Origin of the sequence: Serratia marcescens subsp. marcescens ATCC 13880, from assembly GCF_017299535.1 — a bacterium.
Taxonomy (GTDB): domain Bacteria; phylum Pseudomonadota; class Gammaproteobacteria; order Enterobacterales; family Enterobacteriaceae; genus Serratia; species Serratia marcescens.
On the sequence record NZ_CP071238.1, the window covers coordinates 3,131,151 to 3,149,848 of the forward strand.

The following is an 18,698-nucleotide window of genomic DNA, read 5'->3' on the forward strand; positions in this document are numbered from 1 at the left end:
GCAAGCAGCCTGGCTGCCGGCTGATATCCACAGGAAGCTTTACACACACAATGAAAGTCGTAAAACCTCTGCGCCTCAGCGCGCTTCATCGACCCTTCTCTTGGCAAGGGCAAAACCATCTAGGCGTTTCCGTTTTGGCCTTGGCCGACATGGGGGCAGCCCCGCGCCTGCGTCCCGAACCGGAGTTGTGGCAGTTGGCCGCCGACGAACTCACGTTGAGCGGCGGCGTGCTCGATTTGGCTATCCCAAAAGCCTGCGCGGAGTTTCTCGCCACCGGCAACGCCTACACCCATCATCAACAAGACAAAACCGCTTGCGCCGTGAAGATCCAGCTTGATTCGCTGGAAAAAACGCTGGTGGTTTTCGGCGATCGCCATTGGATCAACGATCGCCCCTCTACTCCCCTCCCTTTTGCAGAGATGCGTCTGGACTGGCGCCGGGCTTACGGCGGCGCACAGTTCGCCGATAATCCGCACGGCATCGGCGCCACCCCAGAAACATTTCCGCAAGGCCGCATCCATCGCCTACCCAATGTTGAACCCCTGCAGGGGCGCCTTGCGTCTTCTCGGCAAAGCGCGCAACCGGCAAGCTTTGACGCGTTGGATATCACCTGGCCGCGCCGCTTCTCCCGCATCGGCAAAAACTACGACGCCGACTGGTTGAAAAACGGCTTTCCCGGCTTCGCCAACGATATCGACTGGCGCCTGTTCAACATGGCGGAAAGCGATCAGCAGTTTCCTCAACGCGACAGCTTGCCGCCCCGGGCCGCCTATCGGATTTGGAACATGCACCCTTCAGAACCGGTGCAGCAAGGGCATTTGCCGCCGTGGCGCGCGCGCTGTTTCATCAACCGGCTGCGCGGCGGCGAAACGCATTTCGAAGAGATCGCGATGCGCCACACCACCGTCTGGTTCTTCCCACATCGGGAACAGATGCTGCTGATTTATCAGGGCAGCACACGCATCAATGAAGACGATGCCGCCGACGTGATGCAGCTGATGCCGGCCCTGGAAACCGAAGGCGAGCCCCGCTCCACCGCGCATTATCGGCAGGTGTTGGCCCAGCGGCTGGATAAAGAACGGGGTGCTCTGCACGCTTTTCGTGAACAAGAGTTGCTGCCGGAGGCGTGCATCGGCGCCTGGCTGGATACGGAAACGCCGACGCAGCAAAGCCCGATGGCGGAAAATATCGCCGCCTACGAGCACCAGCAACGCGAAGAGCATCGCCAGCGTCTGCTGCGCGAGGGGCAAGACATCGATGAACTTTTCCCGCGCCCGTCGCAAGAGGCGCCGCCGAAGCTTGACCAGCTCGCCGAATTCGTCGAGCGCCTGGAAAACCAGGCCGAGGCGCAGTATCAGGACATGCTCAAGCTGACGCAAGCCGAGGGCATCGATCCGCTCAACCCCGGTGGGGATCACGTGCCGCCATCCGGTGCGGAAAGCTACCAGCAGCAACGCGATCTGCTGTTCCAGGAGGCGCGCCGCCATCCCGACGCGTTTAGCGCTAAACAGCGTGGGGAAAGCGAGCGCGCGCTGCATCAAATGTATTTAATGTCGGCGCAGGCGCAAAGCCCTGCACTGCGTTTGCGTGGCGATCTGGCGCAAATCATTCGCCAACGCGTCGCCGCCGCCATACTGCGCGATAAGGATCTCAGCGGTCTTGATCTCACCGGCGCCGATCTGTCCGGCATGGATCTCTGCCAGGCTAACTTGCGCGGCGCTTTGCTGGAAAACGCCGATCTGCGCCAAACCCAATTGGTGGGTTGCGATCTTCGCGAGGCGATGTTGGCGCGCGCCGATCTCAGCGGCGCCGTCTTACAGCAGGCCGATTTGAGCCACGCCTCCTTGGCCCTGGCGAAATGCGAAGCGACGGATTTCGGCGGCGCGCGGTTGCACGAAACCAACATTCAGCAAACGTTGTTTCAACGCTGCGATTTCACGATGGCGTCGTTACGCGACTTGCTGGGATACGAAACCCTGCTCGGGCAGTGTGACTTCAACCGCGCCACGCTGGCCAACATTACGCTGATGGAGCTGCAACTGGAGCAGCTGACATTCAGCCACGCCCGGCTCGACAAAGTCAGCTTCGTCAAATGCCGGCTGCTGGCGGTGAACTTCGATCGGGCGCGGCTAGAGAGCTGCGCCTGGGTTGATACCGAGACGCAAAGCCTCAGCTTCCGCGCCGCACGCCTCACCGCCTGCGCCTTCGCGGCCAAGACGCTGTTGCCGCAGGCGGATTTCAGCGACGCGACGCTGAACCAGTGCAATTTGCGCCAGATGCCGTTGCAGCGGGCGAATTTCAACCGCGCGCGCCTCGACAACTGCGACCTGTCGGAAACCCGGCTGAACGAGGCCGATTTCCGTCAGGCCAACGGCAGCGGCAGCCTGTTCATTCGCTGCGATCTGTCCCAGGCCAACCTGCGCGACGCCAATTTCATCGCGGCGATCCTGCAAAAATGCGTGCTGTCAGGCGCCGACCTGCAGGGCGCCAATCTGTTCCGGGCCGATTTGTCGCAGTCGCAAGTGGATCAGGCGACCCGGCTCGACGGTGCCTATACCGCCAGGGTGAAAACATTGCCTCGCCATAACGGGAAGGAAGTATGACGTCAAAACCTGAGCAGATACGCCAGCGCGTGAAACGCGGCGAGCTGATTGCCGGTGAGGATTTGCACGGCCTGTCATTCGCCGGTATGGATTTGGCCGGCGGCATGTTCAACGAACTGAACCTGAACGGCGTGAACTTCTCCGATTGCGATCTGCGCGACAGCGTCTTCAGCGATTGCCGGCTCGAACACGCTCAATTTGCGCGGGCGAACCTGAAGCAAACGGCCTTCAATCAGTGCGTCATGGCGGGCGGCCGCTTCAGCGAGAGCCATATCGAACTGACGATGTTCAACGGCTGCCGGCTTGAACAGAGCGACTTCAGCCGGCTGTCGCTCAACCAAAGCCACTGGATGTCATGCCAATTGGCCGGCGCGAATTTTTCCGCCACTCAGCACGATCGCACCACCTTTTACGAAAGCCCGCTCGACGGCGCAGATTTAAGCCATACGAGGCTGTCACTTGTCACATTCTTTCGATTAAATCTCTGTGAAACAAGGTTTGAAGGGGTTGATTTCGACCGCGTCACGTTTTTCGAATGTGACCACCGCGGCAAAAGTTACGCCGGGCAGCGTCTCATCGCCTGCCAGTTTACCGATAACCAACTGGACGACGTCGATTTCAGCCAGGCGACGTTGCGCCAAAGCAACTTCAAGGGCGCTTCGCTGCGGCGCGCCAACCTGACGGGTGTGCAAGCGCAGCAGTCACTGTGGCTGGAAGCCAATCTGACCCACGCGCAGTGCCGCAGCGGGCAGTTCGATCAGGCGATCTTCAGCGAAGCGACGCTGGACGCCGCCAACTTTAGCCAGGCGCGCCTGTATCAATGCGTGTTCCAGCGCAGCCGCGCGGCGCGCTGTGATTTCAGCGACAGCGACCTGACCTACGCCGACTTCTGTTACGCCGACATCGGCGCCGCCGATTTCCGGCGCGCGCGTTTTATGCGCACCCGCATGCACCGCGCCCACCAGCAGCAAACGCGCTGGGGCGATCGCAGCGGCATTCTCGAGAGCGACGAAGAGCTGTACGCCGCTGAAACCTGGAGCGCACAGCGCCAGAGCCGAATCTGAATGCATTGACCACTTCACGAGGGGATCACCATGAGCGTTGCCAACACAACTCGCGCCGTCAACATCGCACCGCCCCAGCAGGCCGCCGGCCAGGTCGTCAACCTGTTGCCGGACGGCAGCCTGGTGGTGGAGTGCGAAGGCCGCGGCTGGCATTGCCGCCGGGCGGCGAGCTGCCTGCTGACGCCGGCCCTCGGCGATAACGTGCTGGTCGCCGGCTGCGGCCACCAGCTGTGGGCGATCGCTGTCCTCGAGCGCGCGGAACCGCAAAACGCAGCGCGGCTCTGCGTCGCAGGCGATCTGCACATTGAAACGCCGAACGGTTCGCTGTCGCTGCATGGCGCGCAGGCGCTGAACCTGAGCGGCGACGCCATGACGCTGCAGGCGAACAGCGGCGACTGCCACGTCGACAAGATGAAATACAGCGGCGAAGAGCTGTCGGCCTTCGTCAGCCTCAGCCGCCTGGTCGGCAAACGCTGCGAGTCGCTGTGGCATTCAGTCAGCCAGATCAGCCATTCGCTGTTCCGCAAAGTGCGCCAGACCGAGCACGTGCGCGCCGGGCAGCTGGATTACCAGGCGGAAGATTATGCCCGCATTCATGCCCGCAACACGCTGATTACCTCGAAAGACATCACCAAGCTGGATTCGGAACAAATCCACGTCGGATAACCTGCGGAGGCCTTTTATGTTTGCCAACAGCCAAATGATCGGCGTGGACCTGGCGTTTCCCGACGTCTGTCTGACGCCAAGCCCGGCGCCGGTGCCCGTGCCCTACCCGGATATCGCCCTCGCGCCGACCGCCATCCCGAACGCATTCAATATTCTGTTCGTCGGCACCCCGGCGCACAACATGGCGACGGTGACGCCGCTGACCAACGGCGACAACCCCGGCGTGGCCACCGGGGTCGCTTCCGGGACGGTGATGGGGCCGTCCCGCCACCTGACCGGCGCCTTTACCGTGCTGCTCAAAGGCACCCCGGCCACCCGGCTGACCAGCCTCAGCCTGCAGAATTCCACCAACGCGCTCGGCATGCGCATCGTGCCGAGCCAATTAAAAGTGTTGCTGCTTGCGCCCTGATGACGGCGCCTTATTACACAGCCATTCAATCAAGAAGAAGAGGATATTGTGAAAACACGGATTACCCTGACGCTGCTGACCGCCCTGACGCTTGCCGGTTGCTCCACCCCTCCGCCACCGCCGCCGGCGCTCAATAACGACGCCATCGTCAGCAGTGAAGTCAATGGCGTCACGCTAAAGCACCGCGCCGCGGTAAGCACGCCGAAACAGTTCAAACCGATCGGTGAGGAATACCGCAGCCTGTACGCCGCCAGCATCATGAGCAGCCCCGATTATACCGGCACCGCCGTCGGCAGCCTGGACAACGCCGCCGCGTTCTACGCGCTGGGCGAAGTGGAAAACAATTGGCTGGCGATCTCCGCCATCCGCGGCGGCGATCTGGTGGGTTATATCCAGGCCAACGCCGGCGTGCCGGAAGCGCGCTACAAATCGACGCTGCGCAAAGATCTGCCGCGCCGCGCGCGCGCCGCCAAACAGGACTGCGTCAAAGTCGGCGGCGACAGCAAGGCGTGTAAAAACGCCGGCTCAGCCACCTGGATCCTCCAGTAGTCAGTACGCCTGCGGGCGACGAGATTCCCATGATGACGACCCCTATCGCTTCCCGCTGGTGCGGGATGCTGTTTCTGCTGCTGGGCGCGTTGGCGCTCGGCGGTTGCATGTCTTCCGCCAAAAGCGTGCCGTCGCGCTACAGCCTGGTGTTCGATGCCGATCGCCAGGTCAACGCCGCCGCCGGCGCGCAACCGGCGCCGATAAAAATTCGCGTGCTGCTGCTGCGTTCGGATGCGGAATTCATGGATGCCGACTTCTTCAGTCTGCAAAACGACGCCAAAAGCGTGCTCGGCAATAGCCTGCTGGACAGCGATCAGTTCTTCCTGACGCCGGGCCAGACCGGCAAGACGCTCGGCGGGCAAAGCGCGTTGGACGCACGTTACATCGGCGTAATCGCCGAGTATCAAAACCTGGACGGCAAGACCTGGCGCATTTCGCTGCCGCTGCCGGAGCCCACCGAAACCAATTTCTACAAGGTATGGCAATTCTCGCCGGATGAGCTGGAAGCGCATATCGTCGCGGGCGTGAATGGCCTGCGTCCCGTAAAAAAGGTCGACTGACCTACCGCTGCGCTGAAGCGAAGTAACTATAGGTGTGATGATGAAAGATGCTCATAAGGTTGTCTGGACTGAGGGGATGTTTTTGCGCCCTCACCATTTCCAGCAGGCGGAAAACTATCTCGAAGGCTATATGCGCAACTGGGGTCAGGCCCACAGCGGCTGTTTCTGGGGGTTCCTCACCCTGGATCTGGACCAAACGCTGCTGCGCCAGGGCAAAATTGCGCTCAACGCCGCCAGCGGCATCATGCCGGACGGCACGCCGTTTCGCTTTGCCGGCGCCCAGCAGGCGCCCGCGCCGCTGAGCATCGCCGAAAACAAGACCGGTGAAAACGTGGTGCTGGCCCTGCCGACTTACCGCGCAGGGCGTGAAGACGTGATCTTTCAGGAAAGCCCGGAGGCGCTGGCGCGCTATCTGGCTTACGAGAACGAAGTCGACGATCTTAATGCCGTCTCGGTGGGCAGCGCGGCGCTGCAATTTGGCCGCCTGCGCCTGCGGCTGATGCTGGAGAGTGAACTCAACGCCGAATGGACGGCGCTCGGCGTTACCCGCGTGCTGGAAAAGCGCGGCGACAACAGTCTGCGTCTTGATACGGCGCAAATCCCGCCGATGCTGAACTGCCAGGGCAATCCGGTACTGAAAACCTTCATCAACGATCTGCAGGGCCTGCTGCAGCAGCGCAGCCAGCAGATGAGCCAGCGCCTGCTGCAGCCGGGGCGCGGCGGCAGTTCCGAAATGGTCGATTTCATGCTGCTGCAGCTGATCAACCGCCATCTTGGCCAGGTGAGCCATGCCTATCACCTCGACCATCTGCACCCGGAACGCCTGTTCGCCGATTGGCTGCAGTTCGCCACCGAGCTCGCCAGCTTCTCGGCGCAGCGCACCCCGGAAGGCCGCCTGCCGGTGTACGACCACGACAACCTGGCGCTGTGCTTCGGCAAGCTGATGCTGTTGCTGCGTCAAGGATTGTCGGTGGTGCTGGAAGACAACGCCATTCAGCTGACGCTGGTCGAACGATCCCACGGGCTGAACGTCGCCACCGTGCAGGACGCCAAAATGATGCGCGACTTCGGCTTCGTGTTGGCGGTGCGCGCCGACGTGGCCGCCGAGGTGTTGCTGACCCACTTCCCGGCGCAGATGAAGATCGCCCCGGTCACGCGCATCCGCGATCTGGTGCAGCTGCAGCTGCCGGGCATCGGCCTGCGCACCATGCCCGCCGCGCCGCGTCAGATCCCCTATCACGCCGGCTACACCTATTTCGAGCTGGAAAAAGGCGGCGACCTGTGGAAACAGATGGAAAAATCCAGCGCCTTCGCCCTGCACCTGGCCGGCGAGTTCCCGGGGCTGGACATGGAATTTTGGGCGATTCGCAGCCATACGGACCGGTAACCTATGACTCAGGAAAATAGCATGGCGCCGGCGGCCAATCCGCTGGTGGACGCCGCCAACCCGCTGCTGAACGCCATTTCGCAGATCCGCCAGTCGGCTACGCACGCCAACCCGGCGCAGCTGCGCCAACAGCTGATCGACGAAATGCGCCGTTTCGAGATCCGCGGCCAACGCGCCAATCTGCCGTACGAAGTGATCATCGGCGCGCGTTATTGCCTGTGCACCGCGCTGGATGAAGCGGCGGCGCTGACCCCGTGGGGCAGCAACAGCGTGTGGTCCGGCAGCGGGCTGCTGGTGACCTTCCATAACGAAACCTGGGGCGGCGAAAAGTTTTTCCAGCTGCTGGCCAAGCTGTCGCAGAGCCCGCGTGAGCACATCAACCTGCTGGAGCTGATCAATTATTGCCTGCTGCTGGGCTTTGAAGGCCGCTATCGGGTCATGGAAAACGGCCGTTCTCAGCTGGAAACCATGAAGCAGCGCCTGCTGCAGCTGATTCGGTCGGTGCGCGGCGGCTACGCCCCGCCCCTGTCGCCTCATGCGTTGGATCTGCCGGTACAACAGAAACTGTGGCGTCCGCTGGTGCCGCTGTGGGCCTGCGTGGCGCTGACCGGCTTCCTGGCTTCGCTGCTGTTTATCGCCCTCAACTGGCGGCTGGGCGACAACACCAGCCCGGTGCTGGCGGCGATTTACCAAACCAATCTGCCGCAGGTGGCGATCGGTAACCCGGCGCCGGCCGCGCCGCCGACGCTGAGCCTGAAAAGCTTCCTGCGCAAAGAGATCGCCGAAGGGTTGGTGGTGGTGCGCGACGAAGCGCAGCAAAGCGTGGTGATCCTGAAAGGCGACGGGCTGTTCGACTCCGCCGCCACCACGGTGCGCGCCAACTATATCCCGGTCATCGACCGCATCGCCGCCGCCATGAACGGCGTCAGCGGCAAGATCCTGGTCACCGGCTACAGCGACAACGTGCCGATCCGCAGCGCCCGTTTCGCCTCCAACTGGGAGCTGTCGCTGGCGCGCGCCGAAGCGGTCAGCGCCCGCTTGCAAAAACACCTCGCCAACCCGCAGCGGGTCAAGGCCGAGGGCCGCGGCGAGAGCAACCCCGTCGCGCCGAACGATAACAAAGTGAACCGCGCGTTGAACCGCCGGGTAGAAATTACGCTGTTGGTCGCCCCGGAAAACACCCAGGCGGAAATCAACGGCTTGCCGCAAGGAACCGGAAAGTAATGCTCAGTACGTTATTCTCCATCATCACCAGCCGCCTGCTGTGGGGCTTTGTCGGCATTACCGCGCTGGCGTTCATCATCTGGATGATCGGCCCGCTGGTGGCCATCGGCGACTATCGCCCGCTGGAGCCGGAACTCAACCGCCAGATCGCCATTGGCGTCATCTACCTGATCTGGTTCCTGTGCCGCCTGATCCCGCGCCTCTACAGCGCCTGGTTCAACAGCCGCCTGCTGAGCAACCTGCGCGCCGCCGAAACGGTGCCGGCGGAAGACGGCAAGCCCGAGGTTAAACAAGACGATCAGCTGGCGCAGCGCTTCGATGAAGCGGCGCAGCTGCTGAAAAAGGCGCGCTTCGCACCGGGCCAGGGCGACGGCAAACACCGCTGGATGACCCGCTTTAGCCGCCAATACCTCTACCAGCTGCCGTGGTATGTGATCATCGGCGCGCCCGGCGCCGGCAAAACCACCGCGCTGGTCAATTCCGGCCTGCACTTCCCGCTGGCGGATCGCTTCGGCAAATCCGCGCTGCGCGGCGTGGGCGGCACCCGCAACTGCGACTGGTGGTTTACCAACGACGCCGTGCTGCTCGACACCGCCGGCCGCTACACCACCCAGGAAAGCCAGCGCGAAGAAGACGCCGGCGAATGGCAAAGCTTCGTCGCGCTGCTGAAAAAATATCGCACCCGCCAGCCAATCAACGGCGTGATGGTCACCATCAGCGTCGCCGATCTGCTGAGCGACAGCGCCGAAGCGCGCGCCGCCCAGGCCAGCGCGCTGCGCAAACGCCTGATCGAACTGCATGAACAGCTGGGCATTCACTTCCCGGTCTATGTGCTGGTGACCAAAACCGACCTGCTCAACGGCTTTATGGCCTATTTCGGCAGCTTCGACAAAGCGCAGCGCGACCAGATCTGGGGGTTCACCTTCCCTTACGAGCGCTCGCGGCAGCCGGACTTCAACCTGAACGCCGCCTTCGAACAGCACTACGCCCTGTTGCAACAGCGGTTGGACGCGGCGCTGCCGGATACGCTGCTGATGGAACACGACGCGCGCCAGCGCGCCGAAAGCTACCTGTTCCCGCAGGAATTCGCCGCGCTGCGCCCGCTGCTCGGCCACTATCTGGAACAGGTGTTCGCCACCTCCAGTTTTGAAACCCGCTTTACCCCGCGCGGCATCTATTTCACCAGCGGCACCCAAGAGGGGCTGCCGTTCGACCGGGTGATGGGCGAACTGAACCGCTACCTGCAGCTGCCGACGGCCAACTCAGGGGCGCAGGCCAACGCGGCCTGGGACAGCGTGGGCCAGGAAACGCCGATCCCGGCGGCCAAGGGCCAGAGCTTCTTCCTGAAAGAGACGCTGGAATCGGTGGTCTTCCAGGAGTCCGGGCTGGCGGGCAGCAACCGTTGGTGGGAATACCGCAACCGCGCCCTGCACTGGGCGGGGTACATCGCGCTGGCGGTGGTCCTGGCGGTGCTGGCGATGCTCTGGTTCACCAGCTACGGCAACAACAAGGCCTATCTGGCGGAAGTGGCCGCCAAGGTGCCCGGCGTCGAGCGCCAGGGACAAAACCTGACGCAGGTGGGCAACGGCGACATGTTCTCGCTGCTGCCGTTCCTCAACAGCCTGCTGCACCTGCCGGACAGCCAGAACTTTTCGCTGGACGATCCGCCGTTCACCTACCGCATGGGGCTGTTCCGCGGCGATCAGGTCGGTGACGCCGGCAATGCCCTGTACCAAAAAGCGCTGAAAGAGCTGCTGCTGCCGCAGGTGGCGCAACAGATCGCCACCACGCTGCGCAACGACAACCACGGCGACGCGGACTTCAGCTATGAAGCATTGAAGGCCTACCAGATGCTGTATCTGCCGAAGCAGTACGACGGCAAATTCCTGCGCGCCTGGGTGATGCTCAACCTGCAGCGCAACCTGCCGCAGGGCAGCACCCAAAAACAGCTGCAACAGATCGAATGGCACCTGAGCCAACTGCTGGATGCGCAGATCCAGGCCTCGCCCTACGCCAAAGACGAACAGCTGGTGGCGCAGGCGCAGGCCGCCATCAACCGGGCACCGCTGTCGCAGCGCGTCTATGGCCGCCTCAAGCGCCTGTTGCTGAAACAGACCGACATCAAGCCGGTCAGCCTGGTCGATTTGGCCGGCCCGCAAACCGAGCTGGCGTTCAGCCGCAAAAGCGGCAAACCGGTCACCGACGGCGTGCCGGGCCTGTTCACCTCACAAGGGTACTGGAAAGCGTTCAACGACAACATCGACCCGGTGACCGACACCCTGCGCAAGGAAGACGTCTGGGTGTTGAACAGCCAGACGCCGGAGCAGAAGAGCGCCGATTTGACCAAGACCATCCGCCAGCTGTACATGCAGGACTTCATCAGCGCCTGGGATGAGCTGCTGGGGGATATCCAACTGGCCAACATCGGCAACCTGACCCAGCGCATCAGCAGCGCACGCCTGTTGTCCGGCAATCCGTCGCCGATGCGCAACCTGCTGGTCAACGTCAGCAAAAACGTCACCCTGCGCGACGAGAAAAGCGACGCCGACTCCCGCTCGCTGCTGGCCAAAACCGAAGACAGGCTGAACCAAAACGCCAACCGCACGCTGGAGGCGCTGTTCACCAACCGGCCGGCCAACGCCGACGGCGACGTGTCGGCCCAGCCGGAACAGCTGGTGATGGCGCACTTCGCGCCGCTGCTGGAGCTGGCGCAAAGCCAGGGCGAAGGCAATAAGGCGATCCCTTTCGACAGCGTGCTGAAGCAGGTCGATGAGCTGTACAGCTATCTGACGGCGGTTCAGGGCGCGGCCAACAGCGGCATGTCAGCGCCGCCGAGCGACATCATCCCGCGCCTGCAGGCCGAGTCCGGCCGCTTGCCGGTGCCGTTCAAACAGATGCTGCTGTCGCTGGCGATCGGCGCCAGCAGCGACACCCAGCGCAAAGAGATGGAGAACGTGAAAAAACGCATCAGCTTCGAGGTCGGCAGCTTCTGCCGCCAGGCGATCGCCGGGCGTTATCCGCTGGTGGCCCGGGCGCGCCAGGAAGTGACGCCGGACGATCTGGCGCGCATGTTCGCACCGAACAGCGGGCTGATGGACAGCTTCTTCCGCGACAACCTGCAGGGCAAGGTCGACACCACCCGCGCCAACTGGCGTTTCACCCCCGGCGTGGACGGCAAGACGCTGCCCGGCGGCGAAGGCATCCTGCGCTCGTTCCAGCAGGCGCAGCGCATCCGCGACGCCTTTTTCGCCAACGGCACCGCGACGCCCTCTTACCGCGTGACCGTGCGGCCGGTGCGGATGGATAACGACATCCTCAACCTGACGCTGGATATCGACGGGCAGCTGTTCAAATACAGCCACGGCCCACAGGTGCCGCTGGTGGTCAGTTGGCCGGGCACCCGCAATACCAACCAGGTGCATCTGCAGCTGGCGCTGGCCAACGGCACCACGGCCAGTCTGGTGACCAGCGGGCCGTGGGCGCTGAACCGTCTGGTGGACATGGCGCAATCGTCGGGCACCGCCGGCCTCGGCCGTCAGGCGACCTTCAATCTCGACGGCCACCGCGTCACGCTGGAGTTTACGCCCAACAGCATCCGCAATCCGTTCCAACTGCCGGCCTTCTCGTGCCCGTAGCCCCGAAAGGACATGACCATGAGCACTGATTCAAGCGCCCCGACGAGCATTGGCTGGTACGGCAAACTCCCCTCCGCCGGCGATTTCCTGCAACGCCGCTTGCCCGATCCGGTGGTCAACAACTGGGCCCACTGGTTCCATAACGGGCTGGTGAATTTGCAGCGCGATGCGCAAGGGCCTAACGATCACCCATTCAGCAACGCGCCGGTGTGGAACTTCGTGATCCCCGCCACGCTCGGCAGCCAGTACGTGCAGATGGGCTGCCTGTTGCCGGCGCGCGACCGCGTCGGGCGGCGCTACCCGATCTGCGCGCTGCGCCTGTTCAGCCAGCAGGATTGGCGATCGCAACAGTTGAACATGGCGGCGAGTTGGTACCAACAGCTCGGTCATACCCTGCTGAACGGCGTGCGCAACGGTTTCTCCGCCGAGCAGATCGACCGCGCGTTGCAGGCGATCCCGGCGCTGCCCAGCCCGCCGGCGGAAGCGGATTCCGAAATATTGTCGATTATCGGTTTCCAGCATCCGGACGTGCCGGGCCTCGGCTGGCAACAGGCCGCCGACTGCTTCGATCCGGCGCAGTACACCAGCTTCTGGTGGACCAATCAGGCAGACGGACACCCGCTCTACACTCACGTGCACAGCGGCAACCTCACCGTGCAGCTGTTTTCACTGCTGTTCGAGCCCAACGGCTGGGCGCGCCCTGGCCGTGGCGGCCAGTACCCGCAAATGTTTGATTAACATCGTTCGTTGAAGGAAATTTTATGGCTATCGATACCGATACCCTGCTGGCCCCGGTTGACGCGGACAATCCCTGCGGCGACAACCTGGAATACGACGCCGACTTTCTGGCGATGGAACAAGCCGCCACCGGCAAGGCCGAACAACAGTTCGGCAGCACCATCATTCCGGAAGAAGCGCCGGACTGGGTGCAGGTCGAGCGCCTCGCGACCTCGCTGCTGACGCGCACCAAAGACCTGCGCGTCATGCTGTATCTCACCCGCGCCTGGACCCAGTTGCGCGGGTTGCCGGGCTACGCCGACGGGCTGACGCTGGTCCACCAGTCGATGATCCGTTACTGGGACACCCTGCAGCCGCCGCTGGAGTTCGATGGGGAAGCCGACCCGCTGTTTCGCATCAACGCGCTGGCCGACCTTGGCGACAAGGCCGCGCTGGCCGCCAGCGTGCGCGCCGCCCCGCTGCTGAAAAGCGCCGCCGGAGAAATCTCGCTGCGCGATGCCGGCGCCCTGCTCGACGGCAGCAAGCAGGAGTGCCCCAATTTTCCCGGCGGCCGCGCGCGGCTGCAGGATGAACTGGCGCAGCAGGATCGCCCCGAGGGCGCCTTGGTGACGCGCATCGCCAACACCCTGAGCGCCATCCGCAGCGAAGTGACCCGCCATCTGGGGGAAAGCGCGCTGCCGGAAATGAGCGCGCTGACCAAGGTGTTTTCTCTGGTGGCGCTCGCCGGCCAGAGCGAGGCGCCCGCCGCCGCCGAAGCGGACGCGACGCCTGAAACGGCGGCCATGCAGCAACCGGCCGCCGTACAGAGCGCCACTGCCCCGCTCAACTGGCGCAGCGCGCAGATCCAGTCGCGCGACGATGCCCAGTTGATGCTGGATAAGGTGAAAAATTATTTTCGTCTTCATGAGCCGAGCCACCCGGCGCCGCTGATGATCGATCGGGTCCAGCGGTTGATTACGCTGGACTTTATGCAAATCGTCCGCGATTTGGCGCCCGATGGGCTTAACCAACTGGAGACCATTCTCGGTCGCCCCGACAACGAGGAGAACAGCTAGCCGCCGACCTTTGTTCTCTTGACGCATCCGATACCGTCTGCCCCTGCGCAGACCCGAATCAGAACCTGACTCTCCCAGCCGGACGAGGCGCGTTCCCAATCGCCATTAGATGGAGTAAATCATGTCAAACTCGAAATCCCGCAGCGGGCAGAAATTCATCGCCCGCAACCGCGCGCCGCGCGTACAGATTGAATACGATGTCGAAATTTATGGCGCAGAGCGCAAAATCCAGCTGCCGTTCGTGATGGGCGTGATGGCGGATCTGGTGGGGAAAGCGGTCGATCCGCAAGCCAGCGTGGAAGAACGCAAATTCATGGAAATCGACGTCGACAACTTCGACGAGCGTATGAAGTCGCTGAAACCGCGCGTCGCTTACCAGGTTGACAACACCCTGACCGGCGAAGGCAAGCTGAACATCGATCTGACCTTCGAAAGCATGGAAGACTTCTCCCCCGCCGCTATCGCCCGCAAGGTCGACGCGCTGGACAATCTGCTGGACGCCCGCACCCAGCTTTCCAACCTGCTGTCCTACATGGACGGCAAGAACGGCGCCGAAGAGCTGATCTCCAAGATCCTGCAAAACCCGGCGCTGCTGCAATCCCTGACCGACGCGCCGAAGCCGGCGGTTAACGATGACAACAACGAGCGTGAGGATTAATCGATGAGCAACTCGCCTCAGCAACAGAATGCGTTGCAAACCACCGAGACTTTTTCCAGCGATGAATTCAGCGCGCTGTTGAACAAAGAGTTCCGGCCAAAGACCGACCAGGCCAAAGAAGCAGTCGAGAACGCGGTGAAAACCCTGGCGCAGCAGGCGCTGGAAAATACCGTCACCGTTTCTTCCGACGCCTACCGCACCATCCAGGCGCTGATCGCGGAAATCGACGAAAAGCTGTCGCAGCAGATCAACCAGATCATTCACCACGACGATTTCCAGAAGCTGGAAGGCGCGTGGCACGGCCTGCACTACCTGGTCAACAACTCTGAAACCGACGAGATGCTGAAGATCCGCTTCATGAGCATTTCCAAGCAGGAGCTGGGTCGCACGCTGAAGCGCTATAAAGGCGTGGGCTGGGATCAGAGCCCGATCTTCAAGAAAGTCTACGAAGAAGAGTATGGCCAGTTCGGCGGCGAACCGTTCGGCTGCCTGGTGGGCGACTACTACTTCGATCACAGCCCGCAGGACGTGGAGCTGCTGGGCGAAATGGCCAAGATCGGCGCCGCCTCGCACTGCCCGTTCATCGCCGGCACCGCGCCGAGCGTGATGCAGATGGAGTCCTGGCAGGAGCTCTCCAACCCGCGCGATCTGACCAAGATTTTCCAGAACACCGAGTACGCCGCCTGGCGCAGCCTGCGTGAGTCGGAAGACGCGCGCTACCTGGGGCTGGTGATGCCGCGCTTCCTGGCGCGCCTGCCGTACGGCATCCGCACCAACCCGGTGGACGAGTTTGACTTCGAAGAAGACACCGACGGCGCGACCCACGGCAACTACACCTGGACCAACGCCGCCTACGCCATGGCCGCCAACATCAACCGTTCGTTCAAAGAGTTCGGCTGGTGCACCGCCATTCGCGGGGTGGAGTCCGGCGGCGCGGTGGAAAACCTGCCGTGCCACACCTTCCCGAGCGACGACGGCGGCGTGGACATGAAGTGCCCGACCGAGATCGCCATCAGCGACCGCCGCGAAGCCGAGCTGGCCAAAAACGGCTTTATGCCGCTGGTGCACCGCAAAAACTCCGACTTCGCCGCCTTTATCGGCGCGCAGTCGCTGCAGAAGCCGGCGGAATACTACGACGCCGACGCCTCCGCCAACGCCCAGCTTTCCGCGCGCCTGCCGTATCTGTTCGCCTGCTGCCGCTTCGCGCATTACCTGAAGTGCATCGTGCGCGACAAAATTGGTTCCTTCCGCGAGCGCGACGACATGGAGCGCTGGCTGAACGACTGGATCATGAACTACGTGGACGGCGATCCGGCCAACTCCTCGCAGGAAACCAAGTCGCGCAAACCGCTGGCCGCGGCGGAAGTGCAGGTGGAAGAGATCGAAGACAACCCAGGCTATTACAGCGCCAAGTTCTTCCTGCGCCCGCACTACCAGCTGGAAGGTCTGACCGTCTCCCTGCGCCTGGTGTCGAAGCTGCCTTCGCTGAAACAAAACGACGCGTCCTGATGGGCTGAAGTCAGGCCGCGGTAGTGCGGCCTGGCTGATACATCAACCTCATCGTCAGCCTATCGCAGAAAACCCGGATCGCATGTGGAACCAAGATAACGCGAAATAATTAAGCATTGAGCCATTAGCACTTAATAGTGGCTCGGTAACCCGTACCGATAGTTTTCGGTATTTAAGAAGGTGCATGGCACAAGGATATAAATTGGTAATGCATTACCACACTTGCAATTCCTGCTGCTATTACCTGAGTTTTTCAACGTAACGTTAATACTACTGTTAACCCTTAATAAAGAGTGAAGAAACTATGGCTATTGATATGTTCCTGAAAGTTGAAGGTGCCAGCGGCGAATCTAAAGATTCGAATCACAAAGGCTGGACCGACATTACTTCTTTCTCCTGGGGCGCTTCTCAACCGGGCAATATGGGCGTTGGCGGCGGCGGCGGCGCCGGTAAAGTGTGCTTCAACGATCTGCACGTTAACGCGCTGGTCGACAAGTCAACCCCGGCGCTGCTGAAGCACTGCTCCAGCGGTAAGCACCTGACCAAGGTTGAGTTGTCTGTCTGCAAGGCGGGCGGTACTCAGGTTGAGTACGTTAAAATCACCCTGGACGACGTGCTGGTCACCGCCGTGCAGTACACCGGCGCAGGCGGCGAAGACACCGTGGGCGTCACCTACTCCTTCCAGGCGGCGAAAGTGAAACAGCAATACTGGGAGCAGAGCGACAAAGGCGGCAAAGGCGCCGAAAGCAGCGCAGGTTGGAACATCAAGGAAAACCGCGAAGCTTAATCTGCATGCCCCCCGGTTACGGCCGGGGGGATTAATATAGGGAAATAACAATGAATAATAATCGCCCCATTTTTTCAGCAGCATGGGCTGCAAGCACTAAAATATATAACGCGCAATATTCAGCTCAAAATGTTGCCAAGATTATCGGCGGGCGTGTCGCCATGAATATTGCGCCCAATGGAAAGTGGGAAAACACCTGCGCTGTGCGTATGAGCTACATCTTGAATAAATCTGGCTTCCCCATTCCTTATGTAAAAGATCAGACCGTATCAGGCGCCGATCGTCAATGGTATTTTTTTAGAGTTAAAGATCTTATCGCTTATCTGACAAAGATCTGGGGCAAACCCGACCTTCGAGTCAAATTCCCTCCTCCAGGTGGTGGTGAATTAGCCGGAAAGAAAGGGATCATACTGTTTGAAATTGCAGGTTGGAGCGATGCTGGAGGACATGCTACGCTTTGGAATGGGAACGGCGATTGTTATGATCATTGCTATTTCAATGAACCAGAAGCTCGCTATACAACAAATTACGCTAACTTTTGGGTATTGAGATGAAAAAAATCCTTATCTCTTTTCTTTGTATATATGCTACTTGTGCTATAGCACAGAAAAACCAAGAAGAACCCATTGAAAAGTGGCCACCGCAAGCGGCGTACCGAAACTATTTGCAAAACTACAAGGATATTGCTCTGACCTACTGCATTTCCGTCGCTTATAAGACATCACCAGAGGCTAGCAAAGATGCAATTGCCTCATCGAATGGTATCGATGCTTGGTCATACTATGCAATTCGTGATGAAGAATCCCCTATCATCAAGCTGACAAAGCAGTATTTGCAAAAGAATTACAATGCTAAGGATGGGAAAAGCCGCTTAGACTTAATGAAGTGCATGGATATGTACCACAGTGAAGAGCTTGATAAACTTGCGAAAGATTATGTACAGCGCCCTAATGATAATTGGGTGAAAGACAATCCGGACAGAGTAAATGAAAACCCTCCTCGGAAATAATCAGTGAAAAAAATCTCACTGACTGTGGCCATCGCCGCAACGTTGAACGTCAATGCAGCGACAGAAATTGACTATTCCCCTGCCGAGTACCTCAAAAACTACGCGCTTAGCGTTTGTATCGCCGAGGGGTACTCAGCAAAAGAAGTCAAAAACGATGCCACCGCCACCGCCAGGGGTTACATGGAGTTCGGCGATTATTCTCTGGAAGCGCATACCGCTGTCAGGACGCTGGCAAAAGAATTTCTGGCAAAGCACTATGACAGCATGTCTGGGGAGCCGATGACGATGGCAAAGTGCATCGATCTTGTACATAGCCAAGCACTGCAAGCCATCATCAAAAAATATCATGGAAAAGACGATAATTGATATCCGGGGTTATTAAACGAGGGATTTTCTTAAAGGTGATCTTGGATGAGAAAACACAATAACTTTCTGGTGTTTCTACTGCTCGCAAGTCAGATGGCCTTTGCTGAAACCTCTGTTGACTCTCTACCGCAAGAAACATTGTATAAAAATTGGTTAATCAGTCGTTGTTTGGGAAAGTTTACAGATTCAGAAAACACTAGGAAAGACGCGTTTAGAAGCGCCAGCGCTTATCTGGAATTTAGCAAGCTGCCCCTTTCCGCGTTTGAAGAGGGTGAGAAGCTGGTGGAGAGTTATTTAACACAAGAGCGTCAAGCGGCTACCACTGATAGTTATCATACGCTTGAATGCCTCGCTTTATCCCAATCAAAAGACGCTCATAAAATCTTCATCAAGAATAAAGCAATTCACGCAGCGAAAGAAAACAATAAACCTTAGTCACAAAATCACTTTACGGCTTGCCAAAATACCCGCCAATTTTG

At 60.4% G+C, this 18,698-nt stretch carries 18 protein-coding genes; all 18 read left to right on the forward strand.

The window, feature by feature from the left end:
- The first annotated feature begins 50 nt into the window (after positions 1–50).
- The 18 genes from J0F90_RS14985 to J0F90_RS15070 all read left to right on the forward strand — a co-directional run bounded on the left by J0F90_RS14985 (position 51) and on the right by J0F90_RS15070 (position 18,654).
- A complete protein-coding gene (locus J0F90_RS14985) occupies positions 51–2,603 on the forward strand; it encodes a DUF2169 family type VI secretion system accessory protein (protein ID WP_033640011.1) in 2,553 nt (850 codons plus the stop codon).
- Complete coding sequence (locus J0F90_RS14990; RefSeq protein WP_033640010.1) at positions 2,600–3,667, forward strand: pentapeptide repeat-containing protein; 1,068 nt, start codon at positions 2,600–2,602, stop codon at positions 3,665–3,667. The genes J0F90_RS14985 and J0F90_RS14990 overlap by 4 nt, the downstream gene beginning before the upstream one ends.
- 30 nt (positions 3,668–3,697) lie before the next feature.
- Positions 3,698–4,333, forward strand: a complete 636-nt coding sequence (locus tag J0F90_RS14995; RefSeq protein ID WP_033640009.1) for a DUF3540 domain-containing protein — start codon at positions 3,698–3,700, stop codon at positions 4,331–4,333.
- 16 nt (positions 4,334–4,349) lie between these two features.
- Complete coding sequence (locus J0F90_RS15000; protein ID WP_004934933.1) at positions 4,350–4,742, forward strand: DUF4150 domain-containing protein; 393 nt, start codon at positions 4,350–4,352, stop codon at positions 4,740–4,742.
- A gap of 48 nt (positions 4,743–4,790) precedes the next feature.
- Positions 4,791–5,291 (forward strand): type VI secretion system accessory protein TagV, encoded by a 501-nt coding sequence (gene tagV / locus J0F90_RS15005; protein ID WP_033640008.1) that lies wholly within the window; start codon positions 4,791–4,793, stop codon positions 5,289–5,291.
- Positions 5,292–5,320: 29 nt separating this feature from the next.
- Positions 5,321–5,851 (forward strand): type VI secretion system lipoprotein TssJ, encoded by a 531-nt coding sequence (gene tssJ, locus J0F90_RS15010; protein WP_042705419.1) that lies wholly within the window; start codon positions 5,321–5,323, stop codon positions 5,849–5,851.
- Between the two features lie 40 nt (positions 5,852–5,891).
- Positions 5,892–7,238 (forward strand): type VI secretion system baseplate subunit TssK, encoded by a 1,347-nt coding sequence (tssK, locus tag J0F90_RS15015; RefSeq protein ID WP_028128110.1) that lies wholly within the window; start codon positions 5,892–5,894, stop codon positions 7,236–7,238.
- A gap of 21 nt (positions 7,239–7,259) precedes the next feature.
- Positions 7,260–8,462: a DotU family type VI secretion system protein gene (locus J0F90_RS15020; protein ID WP_049272050.1), complete on the forward strand. Its 1,203-nt coding sequence runs from the start codon at positions 7,260–7,262 to the stop codon at positions 8,460–8,462.
- Positions 8,462–12,097, forward strand: a complete 3,636-nt coding sequence (gene tssM, locus J0F90_RS15025) for a type VI secretion system membrane subunit TssM (RefSeq protein ID WP_033640007.1) — start codon at positions 8,462–8,464, stop codon at positions 12,095–12,097. Before J0F90_RS15020 ends, tssM begins: the two co-directional genes overlap by 1 nt.
- Positions 12,098–12,115: 18 nt before the next feature.
- Complete coding sequence (tagF, locus tag J0F90_RS15030) at positions 12,116–12,835, forward strand: type VI secretion system-associated protein TagF (protein ID WP_028128112.1); 720 nt, start codon at positions 12,116–12,118, stop codon at positions 12,833–12,835.
- Between the two features lie 23 nt (positions 12,836–12,858).
- Positions 12,859–13,890: a type VI secretion system protein TssA gene (tssA, locus tag J0F90_RS15035; RefSeq protein WP_033640006.1), complete on the forward strand. Its 1,032-nt coding sequence runs from the start codon at positions 12,859–12,861 to the stop codon at positions 13,888–13,890.
- A 121-nt stretch (positions 13,891–14,011) separates the two neighbouring features.
- A complete protein-coding gene (gene tssB / locus J0F90_RS15040) occupies positions 14,012–14,548 on the forward strand; it encodes a type VI secretion system contractile sheath small subunit (protein ID WP_016927260.1) in 537 nt (178 codons plus the stop codon).
- 3 nt (positions 14,549–14,551) lie between these two features.
- Entirely contained in the window at positions 14,552–16,057 is a 1,506-nt protein-coding gene (gene tssC / locus J0F90_RS15045) for a type VI secretion system contractile sheath large subunit (protein ID WP_016927259.1), read from the forward strand.
- A gap of 304 nt (positions 16,058–16,361) precedes the next feature.
- A complete protein-coding gene (locus tag J0F90_RS15050; protein WP_004961372.1) occupies positions 16,362–16,844 on the forward strand; it encodes an Hcp family type VI secretion system effector in 483 nt (160 codons plus the stop codon).
- A 50-nt stretch (positions 16,845–16,894) separates the two neighbouring features.
- Positions 16,895–17,398 carry a type VI secretion system amidase effector protein Tae4 gene (locus tag J0F90_RS15055; RefSeq protein WP_071525932.1) on the forward strand — a complete coding sequence of 168 codons (504 nt, stop codon included), beginning with the start codon at positions 16,895–16,897 and terminating at the stop codon, positions 17,396–17,398.
- Positions 17,395–17,853, forward strand: a complete 459-nt coding sequence (locus J0F90_RS15060; RefSeq protein ID WP_016927257.1) for a T6SS amidase immunity protein Tai4 family protein — start codon at positions 17,395–17,397, stop codon at positions 17,851–17,853. Before J0F90_RS15055 ends, J0F90_RS15060 begins: the two co-directional genes overlap by 4 nt.
- Positions 17,854–17,865: 12 nt before the next feature.
- Entirely contained in the window at positions 17,866–18,219 is a 354-nt protein-coding gene (locus J0F90_RS15065) for a T6SS amidase immunity protein Tai4 family protein (protein WP_042705545.1), read from the forward strand.
- 45 nt (positions 18,220–18,264) lie between these two features.
- On the forward strand, positions 18,265–18,654 hold the full coding sequence (locus tag J0F90_RS15070) for a T6SS amidase immunity protein Tai4 family protein (RefSeq protein ID WP_042705409.1): 390 nt from the start codon (positions 18,265–18,267) through the stop codon (positions 18,652–18,654).
- The last annotated feature ends 44 nt before the right edge of the window (positions 18,655–18,698 follow it).

Coding starts and splice junctions, on each gene's coding strand:
- J0F90_RS14985 (WP_033640011.1), top strand. CDS start 51: ATGAAAGTCGTAAAACCTCTGCGCCTCAGCGCGCTTCATCGACCCTTC.
- J0F90_RS14990 (WP_033640010.1), top strand. CDS start 2,600: ATGACGTCAAAACCTGAGCAGATACGCCAGCGCGTGAAACGCGGCGAG.
- J0F90_RS14995 (WP_033640009.1), top strand. CDS start 3,698: ATGAGCGTTGCCAACACAACTCGCGCCGTCAACATCGCACCGCCCCAG.
- J0F90_RS15000 (WP_004934933.1), top strand. CDS start 4,350: ATGTTTGCCAACAGCCAAATGATCGGCGTGGACCTGGCGTTTCCCGAC.
- tssJ (WP_042705419.1), top strand. CDS start 5,321: ATGATGACGACCCCTATCGCTTCCCGCTGGTGCGGGATGCTGTTTCTG.
- tssK (WP_028128110.1), top strand. CDS start 5,892: ATGAAAGATGCTCATAAGGTTGTCTGGACTGAGGGGATGTTTTTGCGC.
- J0F90_RS15020 (WP_049272050.1), top strand. CDS start 7,260: ATGGCGCCGGCGGCCAATCCGCTGGTGGACGCCGCCAACCCGCTGCTG.
- tssM (WP_033640007.1), top strand. CDS start 8,462: ATGCTCAGTACGTTATTCTCCATCATCACCAGCCGCCTGCTGTGGGGC.
- tagF (WP_028128112.1), top strand. CDS start 12,116: ATGAGCACTGATTCAAGCGCCCCGACGAGCATTGGCTGGTACGGCAAA.
- tssA (WP_033640006.1), top strand. CDS start 12,859: ATGGCTATCGATACCGATACCCTGCTGGCCCCGGTTGACGCGGACAAT.
- tssB (WP_016927260.1), top strand. CDS start 14,012: ATGTCAAACTCGAAATCCCGCAGCGGGCAGAAATTCATCGCCCGCAAC.
- tssC (WP_016927259.1), top strand. CDS start 14,552: ATGAGCAACTCGCCTCAGCAACAGAATGCGTTGCAAACCACCGAGACT.
- J0F90_RS15050 (WP_004961372.1), top strand. CDS start 16,362: ATGGCTATTGATATGTTCCTGAAAGTTGAAGGTGCCAGCGGCGAATCT.
- J0F90_RS15055 (WP_071525932.1), top strand. CDS start 16,895: ATGAATAATAATCGCCCCATTTTTTCAGCAGCATGGGCTGCAAGCACT.
- J0F90_RS15060 (WP_016927257.1), top strand. CDS start 17,395: ATGAAAAAAATCCTTATCTCTTTTCTTTGTATATATGCTACTTGTGCT.
- J0F90_RS15070 (WP_042705409.1), top strand. CDS start 18,265: ATGAGAAAACACAATAACTTTCTGGTGTTTCTACTGCTCGCAAGTCAG.